Source organism: Haloferula chungangensis, from assembly GCF_042664875.1.
Taxonomy (GTDB): domain Bacteria; phylum Verrucomicrobiota; class Verrucomicrobiia; order Verrucomicrobiales; family Akkermansiaceae; genus Haloferula; species Haloferula chungangensis.
The window spans coordinates 331,004-342,199 of the sequence record NZ_JBHTBS010000001.1; the positions used below are offsets into that span (position 1 = coordinate 331,004).

3 protein-coding genes are annotated in these 11,196 nt (G+C 59.6%); all 3 read right to left on the reverse strand.

From position 1 onward, the window contains the following. Positions 1–2: 2 nt before the first annotated feature. The 3 genes from ACFQY0_RS01455 to ACFQY0_RS01465 are packed head-to-tail and all read right to left on the reverse strand — an operon-like array spanning position 3 to position 11,194. Entirely contained in the window at positions 3–5,198 is a 5,196-nt protein-coding gene (locus tag ACFQY0_RS01455) for an eCIS core domain-containing protein (protein ID WP_379708324.1), read from the reverse strand. 22 nt (positions 5,199–5,220) lie between these two features. Continuing rightward, on the reverse strand, positions 5,221–9,618 hold the full coding sequence (locus tag ACFQY0_RS01460; protein WP_379708326.1) for a DUF6519 domain-containing protein: 4,398 nt from the start codon (positions 9,616–9,618) through the stop codon (positions 5,221–5,223). Positions 9,619–9,637: 19 nt separating this feature from the next. Then, on the reverse strand, positions 9,638–11,194 hold the full coding sequence (locus tag ACFQY0_RS01465; protein WP_379708328.1) for a phage tail protein: 1,557 nt from the start codon (positions 11,192–11,194) through the stop codon (positions 9,638–9,640). Positions 11,195–11,196 lie beyond the last annotated feature (2 nt).

The window sequence follows — 11,196 nt, forward strand, 5'->3', positions numbered from 1 at the left end:
GTTTAGTAAATATTCGCCTGACGGACAGTGGGGGCGCCCAGGGTGGTTGTCCCGCCGTTTTGAATGATCGGCTGGGTGACGACAAAATATTCCAAGTTGGAGTTTCGCAATGCATCCTGAATTTTGCCTCCCAGGCTTTGCTCGGCCGGTCTCCTGCTGCTAGAGGTCATGAAGGCCAGCAGGCTATCGAGATAGGCGCGACTTCCCTGCTGCACGCGGGCTCCGGTGGCGGTTCCCACCCCGTCACGATTTCCCAGGTCGGATGTTCCTCCCTTTGCCTCGATCACGATGAAGTGCTCGGGGGTTCCGGATACGCGGAAAACAATGTCGAATGATCCCGCGCCGGTGCGCACGGCGGGTTCCTCGATGACGGTTCTGTTTCCGCCAAGACTTTGGGCCAGTGCTTCGGCACGAGCCTGGCCGAAGGACCGTGCGGCGGCTTCTCCGAGTGCCTCGGACGCGCGGTTCATCAGTGCGCCATAGACACGTCCGGCATCGGCAAGGCGTTGGGAGATTTCGGGGAATCTGTCAGCGCTCCATTCGGCGGAATGCTGGAAACGGTCCCGGATCTGCTGGGCGCGGTCCCGTTGGGCGATCAATGGATCGGTGGTGCCAGCCGGCACGGGAGCCCCGGCGACCTGCGTGTAGTCGGTCAGACTTGCCTCGTACCCCGGAGTTGTCGCACCGCCACTATCGGGATTGTAGAGTTGTCCGGTCTGCCTGCCGCTGCCGAATCCGTTCAGCCAGAGGCCGTTTGCCGGTTGGGAATCGCTGGTCCCGGGGACGCGGCCGGCGACCCAGTGTGCCCAGAGCTGCTCCGGGGTGAGGGTCGTTTTCTTATTGAGGGCTGCGTAGGCGAATTGGAAGTCTTCCCATGACATGTAGCGTTCACGGTCGCCAAAGCGCTGGCGATGTCTCGCCTGGGTCAATGGATCCCCTACGGGCGAATCCGGATCGAGTGCATAGCGGGGATCCGGGCCGATGTGCTCCATGGTCGCGGCCAGGCGGGCGGAAAGGTCCGGGTCTCCCAAGGCGGAGCTCATCATTTCCCTTCTGGTCTCGGAATGCCTGCCGTACACCATTCCCATGTCCAGCAGGAGGTTTTCCAGCTCACCCTGAAGTCGTTGCCTTGTCTGGGGATCATTCCCCGCCGCCTGGATCTGACTATCGAGAAAGGCGATCTCCGCCAAGCGCCCATGATCATTCGCGGTGAGTTCGCTTCGTGAACTTCCCGGAACAAGTGACGACCGGTGGGAAATGGGTACCCCTGCCTCGATCGCGCGGATTTCGGCCAACTCATGGGTGAGAGCTCGTGCGATATCTTCGTTGTTGGGGCGGTCTGATAGATGAATGTCATATGCTCCCTCTCGCTCGCGGATAAATCGGGCGACCTGCGATTGGTTTCCATGAATGGGGGCCTCCGTCTCGGTATGGATTGTGATCCGGACTCCCTCGGGGTTGGTGAAGGTCACGCTTCCGTCCGGTTGAATTTCCATGTTCAGACGGGTTGCCACTTCACCCATGACTTCACGCGCCTGGGCGGCCACCGCTTCCGGTTCGGATTGGGCTCGGCCGTTTCCATGGAAGTTGCTTCCGGGTATGGCACCTGCGGTTTCGGCAGAAGAGGCTGGGCGTGGGCTCTCGAGGGCGGGGGTTCTCTGCGGCCTGCGGCTGGTTTCCGGGCGGGGGGACGATGAGCCGCCTTCCACGGATGTTCTGGTCGGTACTTCTGTCTGAGGTGCAGGGGTGACTTCGGTGGGCGGAAGATCTGCCTCGACACGCGGTGAATCAGCCGCACGGGTGCTCGCTTCCGGAGTGCTGGTATCGGTGCGGGGGACATCGGGGAGATCGGCGCGGACTCCATCACCCGCCTGGGCAAGCATGCGGCCTCCGACTGCCATTCCATTTGCCTGTAGGGCACCGCCGAGTGTGCGCATGATCGCAAGACGCCGTTCTCCCTCTGACAGGCCGGGTGGTAGGGACTGGAGCGCGCGAATGGTCTGCCAATTGACGGCGAGGATGCTGAGTCCATCGAGGCCGCTGCCCATGACACCCAGGAACTTCGCGGTGCGAAACAGTCTGAGACCGCCGGAAACCGCTTCGCCTCCGGAAAGAAACGACCCGATGATATCCACCAGGTCCATGGCGGTCTGCATGTCCCAGCGAAAGGTGGAGGATTCCAGGCGGGTGCCGACGCGGTAGGCGGCGGGAACGGATCCAATGATGCCGACCGGGAGAAGAATCGCGAGGGATGCGCCTCCGGTGAATGGTGCGGCGACCATCGCCGCCACGGAAATGAGGGTGGTCACGCTTTCCACCGATTCCATCACGATGGCATCGAAGGCGGCTTCGATACGGATGGTGTGGGTGCTGCCATTCGAGAACTGATCTGGATGGGAGAATCCGTCGGGTTCCTCGGGAATGTAGACGGTGAGATTACCACGACCATAACCTGTGGATTGCTCGAATAGTTTCTCGAGAGCATCCAGTAGAGCTCTGTTTCGATCCGTGGCGGTTGAACCGGTGACATCCCCTGCATCGTCTTTGGTGAGGTCGGATACGTAGTATCGATAGCGTTCATCGGAAGCGTCCACGTCGGTCGCTTCGATGAGAGGTTGGATAGTGACGCCCGTATCGCTGACGAAACTGGCGACTATCCGGGTTGAATTCCCGTGGTTTCCACGACTGGTGCGGGTTCCGAGACGGTTGTTGATGCTCGTGATCCGCTGGTCAATCTGGCGGATGGCCGCCTGTCGTTCGGCCAATGGCATTTCCGAATCCTCCATTCCGGAGATTTCTGTCCGTCTCGCTTCCAACTGGCTTCGTTGAAGGGTCAGGAGTTCGCCGGCATCGCCGTAAAGACTGGTCCGAAGGGTGCCAAGATCCTCCGGACTCAGCATGTCAGGAGTGCACTCGTTTGAGCTCAGAGCGTCCGCGAGTGCCAGCTCCTGGGCGATCAACTGACGCACATTCTGCTCGGATCTCAGGCGGGACATCGCGGCAGGTGATCTGGCCCAGACCGGAAGCCAGGCAATGCTGGGTGCGCGGCGGTACTCCGAATCATCATCAAGCGACGGGGTGCAGATGGCCCGCACCACGTAAAGGCCGTCGTTCGGGAAAACCAGGCGGCGCTCATAGCGTGGAGTGCTGAGCATGAGGAAGACGGTGCTGATGACCTCCCCGACAGTCCGCAGAGCCGCGCCCATGGCGACGAGGTTGGTAACGCCGGACCCCTGTGGTCCGAGGTGGAAATTCAACCGGGCGAGGGTCTGGGTGACACCCTTCTCTTCCTCGCTGTAGCCGATCATCATGGCCTCGGCCGTGGTATCCATATCGGCTCCGAAGTACCGCGCCTGGCGCCTCATCCGGGCATCCCAGACATCTTCCCAGCCCGCGACATCCCCCTCACCGGCAGCTGCGGACTCCTCCACGTTGTCGAGGCTATCATTTTCAACGCGGATAATTTCAAAGATATAGTTGAAGCCTCCGAAGGCATGGGAGAGAGCCTCGAATTTGTCGGAGAAACTCACGTCCATGGAGAACGCATGATCGTTGTCCGTGGCGAGATCGAAGAAGGGGGGAGTGAGTGCGGGAATGGCAGTGAGCGACGAAGGCAGGGGTTCCGCATTTCTGTCGCTGAATCCATCGGACAGCACCTGGTCGCGGACCTCACCGCTGGTCGCGCTCGTGCGTCCATTGAATCGGATGAACCGCTCCCATAGGGCGAATCTGGGGTCGGGATCGGCTTCGGCTCCCATCACCACTTGTTCCATTAGCGCCGGTTGCGAGTGTGCGAAGCTCACAAAGAGGCCGATCGCTCCCAGATTGGGGGTCTGTGCCGGCCCGGGGGCGCTTACCTCTGCATCCTCGTTTTCGAGTTCGGGAAGATTCCACATTCTCCGGAACAGGGGATCGCCATGAAGGGGCTGATATTCCCGGAAGGCCTCCATGAGGTAGGCGGACTCCATCGCAGCCTCGGCCAGGATGAAGAGGAGGAGGTTTGAAATTTCCCCTTCGCTGAGACGTTCGCTCCGCGCCTGTTGCAGGACGGTGTTGCGATGTCCCATGTCCTGCCTGAAGAAATGAATGGTGTACCAATCCGGAAAAATCGCTCCGATCTCCGAGGCGATTTCGGGCTGATGGATCTGCTGCCAGATGAAGTCGATTTCAGAGCCCAATAGGATGAGGTCAAGCTGGGCACGGGTGATGCGGAGGACTTCCAAGGGGTCCTGGTTGTCGGAGGATTTCAACTCCTGGTAGAGCCAATTGAGCGCTTCAAAGCTGATCGGCAGACTGATATTGATGGGGCGGATGGCGGTGGTTCCCTCTTCCGCCGGCTGGAAGGTTACGAAATACTGACTTCCTAGTAGATGCCTGTGGAGGCGTTCGACCAGGTCCTCGCTAAAGTCGGCGGGGCGGACCAATTTAGCGGCAAGCATCCGGATATACTGCTCGCGTAGCGGAACTCCCTGCTCGAATACCGCCTCCTCGGATGGCGCCAGATGAATTCCCGACAGGGAAAACGCCAGAGCGACGCGAGGTGGCGGAGTTCGCTCACTGGATGTCGGCGGATCATCCCGCTGGATCATCGTGTTTTTCGAGCCGCCCTGTTGCAGCACATGAGTCAGTTCATGGGCGAGCAGGGTTCGTCCCTTCCGTGAGGCAGGCTGGTATTGATTCTCACCAAAAAAAATGTGGTCTCCCTTGGTGTAGGCATTCGCCTGGATCGCGTCCGCCGAGCGGGCGGCTGTGGAATCGGTATGGATGCGGACATTGCTGAAGTCCCGTCCAAATTTTGACTCCATCGTTTCCCGGGTGTCCCGATCCATTCCGGTGCCAGGTCTGGCGAGCGCTTGCTGGACCTTCCGCTGGGGGGCGGCTCCGATGGGAGATCCGTTGCTGCTTCCCGGTTGCGATTCCTTCTGCAGCGACGTTGGTTTGGGTGAGATTTGCGGATTGGATTCTTGCGACCGGGTAGTCACCTGACGGGCGACGCTCTGAGCTTCCCGTTCCCAACGATCGCCTCCGGTATTGACTTTGAGTTCGGCCTGCAGTCCCAGATTATCCATGGTGGCCGAGCGGTCCCCAAGGACTGAGGCTACCGATGCCTGATGCGCCTTTTCGCTCTGGTACGAAAACGGACGAGGCTTTGCCCGCTGCGTGGCAGCAGGTTTGACCTCATTCACTTTCGCTTTCATGGCGTCGACGAAAATCCGGATCCTACTTCAGGCTGGACTTGGCACTGGTGATGATTTTTTCGGCCTGGGTTTTGGTGAGCACCCCGGATTTGACGAGGTCGGCAGGCTTGGCGAGGGATAGCTCCTCGACGCGCCGGATGCCGAGTTCGCGAAGGTGGGCGTCGACCTCCGGGGTGACGGTGGTGACTTCCTTCACCGGGCGGTCCTTGGCGATCTCGACTTTCAGTTCCTGGTGGCTGGCGGCGATGCGGGCCATTTCCTGATCCAGCTTGGTGAACTCTTCCGCCGCTTTTGACTTCTTGGTTTGGAGTTCGATGAGTTTCTGTTCCTCGGCTTGGCGGTCGGTGCGGAGTTTGGTGAAATCCGCTTTCATGGACTCCATCTCGGCGCGGAGGCTTTGCATATCCGCGAGTTCGCTCTTCCGGCGTTCCAGTGAGTCGATCTCCTCCTTCAGTTCGACCGGGACACCCTCGATCGATCCGGAGGTTTTCGGAGTTTCCGCGAGTGCGTAGTAGATGACTCGACCGTCTTTTTCATAGATATCCACCTTGGCCCCTTTTGGAATACGAGTCGGGGTTTGGCGGAATTTCTTCAGTGCCTCGGTCGATTGGGGGTCGTATTGTTTAACTTCGGCGACTTCGATTCCATGGTTTGCCAGTTCGACTTCCGCAACGGCTGCCTCGGCGTTGACCAGAGTGGTCTTTTTGATACCGGATGGGCTGATTTTAAGGAGGGCACCTTGAGCGATGGCAGCGTCGACTCCCATTTTTCCGTAAGTGGAAATGCTTTTCCTGTAATCGCTGGCACCACCTTTGATGTCGGTTCTTTGGTAGCCTGTGTAGGCGTTGGAAATCGACTGGGCCGGGTAGGATGATCGCTTCTCCGACTGGGGATCCAGAGGGGTGATGGAGAGTCGCTCGGTGATGTTGGGCGCGAATTTCATCAAGTAATCCGGAAGCGCGAGGCAGCAGACTTTTTCGACCGCCTTCTTGATGAGTGGCGCGATCGGGATGAGCGACAACCAGTAATCGCGCTTCGGGAAGGTGTGGACCTCTTTGCGTTTGGCGAAGTTGCAGATTTTGTCCACCCGGTGATCCCGGATTTCGACGACGCCGAGGTAGACCTTGTCGCCCTCCTCACACTGCGGGCAGTCGACTAACAACTTCTCGCAGAAGCAATCCTTCAAGTACTGGAGCAGTCCGCTGAACAGCGCGAGAAAGGCGAGGATGACATCTCGTCGGTAACGGGCGAGTTGATCGAGGTAGGATTGATCCACAACGATCTCTTCATTGGGGATCGAGGTGATAGTATTGCTGAGGAAATTCAGCACGTAGAGGTTTTCCTTGGGATCCAGTGCCATGGCCTCGGGTTGGACCTGCACGGGAAGACGCGGCTGGATTTCCTGCTTTCCAGTCGGGTCGATGCTGATGATGCGGAAGCTGGAAGCGAGGCTCACGAGAAGCCGGCGGTGCCCAGGGTGGAAGAGCAGGCTGGCCGGGCTATCTTCGATATCGATTGAGACGATGGATTCCGACACTTTGGTGCCAGCTTCGATCTGGTAGGTGAAGACCGCTTTTTGTCCTCCGGAGACGGCGGGGTTGGCGACGATGTGGAGGGCGCGTTGGCGGCCGTTGCTCTCACCCAAGGCCAGTCCGTCCACTCCGGTGAGTGGCTGGTTTTCACTGGCGTTGCCCAGCGGGATTTCACTGCTTGGTGGCAGGAGATCGCCCTGACCAAGATCGGCGAGATTGAGGATTACGAAGTGATCGTAGTGGATCGCCTCAATGCCGCCTTTGCGGGAGGCGGTTGCGTAGGCGACGCCTTCGTCGTGATTGATGGCGAGGTGGCCCGAGGCGGGAAAGGCAAACTTAGGAGCCATCTCCAGTTTCTCGACATCGTCGAATAGCGAATCGTGGCGGAGAAGGTAGAGTCCGGTGTCCAGTCCGATGGCGTAGATGAGGCCCTCTTCCTTTGGCGAGATTTCCATCGCCACAATGTCGATGTCGCAGAGGATCGTCGTTCTTCGCCAATCAAGCTGGGAACCCCGAACATCGGCGAAGCCGAAAATGGTATCATCTTCGCGCAAGGTGGCGGCGGCGTAGAGTCGGCTGCCGTCCTGGTTGAAGCTGATCGCCTGGATCTCCGCGCCTTCGCCCGCCTGCATCGGGACGATGTTCACCAATGCCTGTTCCTTGGCGGAGAAGATGTTGATGAAGCGGTTTGCTCCGCCGTAGGTGAAGATATGCTCACCATCCGGAGAGACGATGAGTTTGGTATGTCCATTCTTGCCGAAGAGCGTGTGGGTTCTGCGTTCATTCTCCGGGAAGGGGTATTGGGGGAACTCGTTTCCACGGAACATGCCGCAGTAGGTCCGGCTTTGAAGTCGGGCGCGCAGCGTTTCGTAGAACTGCCGGAGGATGTGGTGATCGTTGCGGGCGATGAGGATGTAGCGTCCATGCGTGGGCACTGCGAACTGCATGAAGAGGTGCATGAGTTCCACAAAACGCCGACGCTGAAGGCCGATCTCGATATCCGCATTGGTGTCGGCCGCGACGTCGGTGACGCCGGAAAAATCGAATTCCTCTTTCAGGTCCTCGAGCAGTCCGACGATGCAGTCATTGTAAAAATCGAAGAGCAGGGTGCCCTGCATCATCGATGCAAAGGTGCTGTCCTCATCCCTGAACCTCTCGACGACCAGTGCCGGAGACCCTGTTTCCTGATCGAGTTCCAGATAGAGGGAGACGGTGCCATTGCCCTCCTTGAGGATGGGGTCGTTGGGGTTTTCTTCGTCCAGACCCTCGACCGCAGTCACGAGATCCAGCGGCATCACGCCATTCACGACGAGATCATTGCCTTCGCAATCGAGCGCGTAGCCTTTCTGCACGCGGATGCTGCGGCGACGTAGCTCGACCGACTCCTCGGAAGGGTCGCCGTCGATCAGGGGTGGGGCGCAGTGAACCTTGAGGCCACAGACCACTCCCCATCCATGCAGGTGCTTGTTGTGCCAGCGCAGGTCTTTCTGCTGACAAAGGTGATCGAGCGCATCCTGCACCGACCGGACTCCGGGCATCTCGCAGGCTCCGTTTTCGTAGCAGACATCGTCCGCCGTGATGTCGGTCAGCGGCGGAAATTCGAAGCGTTGGCAGACGCCATCGTCGTCGAGGAGAAATTCGCCATCGCGCATTTCCCCAAGCAGCAAGTAGTGATGTTCGATGCCGTGTGGCAAGGCATTCTCGAGCAGAAGGTCGCCGGATTCGTGGATCGTTTCCCGGACAGGTGCTTCCCAGTAATCGCCGGAGATGAGGACGGCATCGACCAGGTTGAGCTGCAGATCGAAGGCATCGAGATTGATGGAAATCGCTGGGCCGGAGGTCACGTGGCCGGGTGCGGATTCGCTGGATCCTTCGCTGAGTGAAATGCCGCGATCACTGCCGTCGCTCTCGGCTTTCAGCTCCCATTGGTCACCGGAGCGCACGAAGGTGGCCGCGCCATCCCAGCGTCTAACAAAGGGCTTGTCCGCAGGCAAAACATCAGGGTAGCCGTGGAAAAGTTCGCCAAGTGCCGGGGACCAAGCGGGGGCATCCGACAGGTGACGTCCGAGGTGCTTCTCTGTCGCGAAGGCACCATCCGGACCGTGAAAGAATTCGAAAACCCAGTCGGATCCTTTGAACCCTTTTGGTTCCGATCCCGCCTGGTAGTGCTCCGCGCCATTCTCGCTGGACCATTTCATGGTGAACTCGGTGAGGGTCGCTTCGCTGTCGTAGACGGCATCGTGGATCTCCACCCGGAACAGGTAGTTGCCGACCTTGTCCGCGAGTTGGAATTCGTGGGCGCAGGGGTCACACGGGTCGGGTGTGGTCTGGCCCTGGCGGAGCTGGAGCGTAAGAAGTGCGTCGCCGATCGGTGGGTTGAGGTGCTCGTCCCTCGGGTCGAGATGCGTCGGTGCCCATTTCACCTGGGCCATCGTCTGGGTGCGTGTGCAGGTGTCCGCGCCGTGGAGGCCGGGATCGCGGAGATCATCATCTTCTAAAAAAGTGACCGTGCGTTCCCAGACATCGACGTAGAGAAAGTAGTCCGTTTCCGGAAGGGGAGGCGCGTCGGGGAAATCGGCTTGCTTGCTGTAGTCGAAGGAGAGAAAGAGATCCGCCGTCTCCGCCGGGAGACATTCGGCTGCGATCCCATCGACGTAGACCCGCCCCCATTGCAGGGTGAGGCCACCTGCTCCATCCGGGACGACGAGGCCGTCTCCGCGCGGTGTGCCGGATCCAATGACATCCTGAAGGGCGTCGGAGAGGCGGCTCCGGACGAGATCGGAGAGTTCGTTCCAATCGGAATCGGTGAACATCCTACCCTGTTGTTGATAGACGCCGGAGTAGCGCTTGAAAGGGTCGAAACTTTGGCGGGATCGCTGAGTTTTCATAAATGCAAATGGGGGTGAGTTATTGGGAAATGGATTTTTCCGGCGCGTCCGGGAGTCGTTCGTCGGGGATGAGCACGGCCTGGTAGCCGATGGGGAGGTAGTCTTTGAGTTTTTCCACGGTGGCGGTGCGGATGCGGCAGTGGTGGAAATCGTGAAAGGCGCCCATTTCCCAGCCGTCCTCGGCGCCGTGGGAAATGGATTCGGCGACGGCCGGGTGGAGCACTCCGGCACCCCGTTCTCCGAAACGTTCACTGAAGAATTCGGGGTGATCGCGGGTGTTTCTGATGAGTCTCATGCCTTCGCTCTCCTGGTCGGCGGCGATGCGCGAGTAGCGGATGCAGCCGCGCTGCGGAGGGGTGTCGTCGCGGTGATGACGGTCGATGGCTTCGAGGAAAATGCAGTCGCTCGCCTGCGGGATTTCAATGAGCGCATCGGCGAGCACCGTGCAGTATTCGAGGCGGCACAACCCCCGCGCGGCCTGGATGCTTTTGAATAGGCAGTTGCGGGCGCTGAGGATTGGCCGATCGAACTCGATGCCGTGCAGCTCGACCTTGCGGGCCGCGCAATCCAGCAACTCGACCCGCCCGTGATGCACTAACAAGGTGTTTTCGAAAACGATGCCCTCGAAACGCCAAAGAAGCTCGTGACCGCTTTCGTGCGTATCGAGCTCAACGGTGCGGCGGATGCGCACGGGGACGAAATCATCGGTGCCCCAGGTCCGGTTGCGATAGATGACCCGTCCATCTTCTTGCTCGATTCTTTCGATCCATTGTTGGAAACGACCGTCCTCATTGTCCCGGTCGGTCCACAGCACGGCTTCCATGTTTTCAGGGAAAAACCCGGCGGGTGGGGCGGTGTAGAGGAGCAACTTGCGTGGATGGAAGTGGCCGGTTCTCCAGTTGGATGAGCGGAAATCCACGCTGCGCCGGCTGTGATCCTCGTAGCTTCCCTGGTGGCAGGGTGTGCCGTGGCGGCTCGCCTGACGCCAGCGTCTGGGAATTCCCTCGATGTTGGAATTCTGGATTCCCGGGCCGTCGGAATCGGCTTTTACCGCGCCGGAGGGGTGGCGGAAATCGATCGTGACCGCTGGGAGGTCCGGGTGGCGGTTGATCAGTTCCTCCGGGGCATCGTCGTCGTAACCGTGAACGGTCGCCGAGAGCAGGGGCTTGCCGATGCGGGGTGTCATTGCGACCCGCTGCCAGCCTTCATGAATCACCGCTTCGGCCTGCGAGATGGCCTCCACCACTTGTTCGATCACGGCCAGCGTGCCCTTTCGTTGACGCCAGGAAATCGCGTTGGAAATCTCATCTCGCTGGCCGTCCGGCAGTGGCGAGTGCAAGCGGACATCCAGCAGATCGGCGAAGTAGGGGAGCAACCAATCCTGGCAGGCGGGCCCCGACTCCGGGTTGTCGGGAAACTGATCGGCCAGGCGCTGCTGCAGGGTGGCTTGAAATTGATCCAACAACTCGCCGCAGGTATCCAGGTATTTGGCGAGATCTCCGCCATCGCGTTCGCGATAGACAGCGGGAAGGATCTGATAGAGATCGTGGCCGAGGGTGGATTTCGGGGAGTTCATGA

Bases quoted from the DNA above. Each gene is read 5' to 3' on its own strand.
- ACFQY0_RS01465 (WP_379708328.1), bottom strand. From the start codon at position 11,194: ATGAACTCCCCGAAATCCACCCTCGGCCACGATCTCTATCAGATCCTT.
- ACFQY0_RS01460 (WP_379708326.1), bottom strand. From the start codon at position 9,618: ATGAAAACTCAGCGATCCCGCCAAAGTTTCGACCCTTTCAAGCGCTAC.
- ACFQY0_RS01455 (WP_379708324.1), bottom strand. From the start codon at position 5,198: ATGAAAGCGAAAGTGAATGAGGTCAAACCTGCTGCCACGCAGCGGGCA.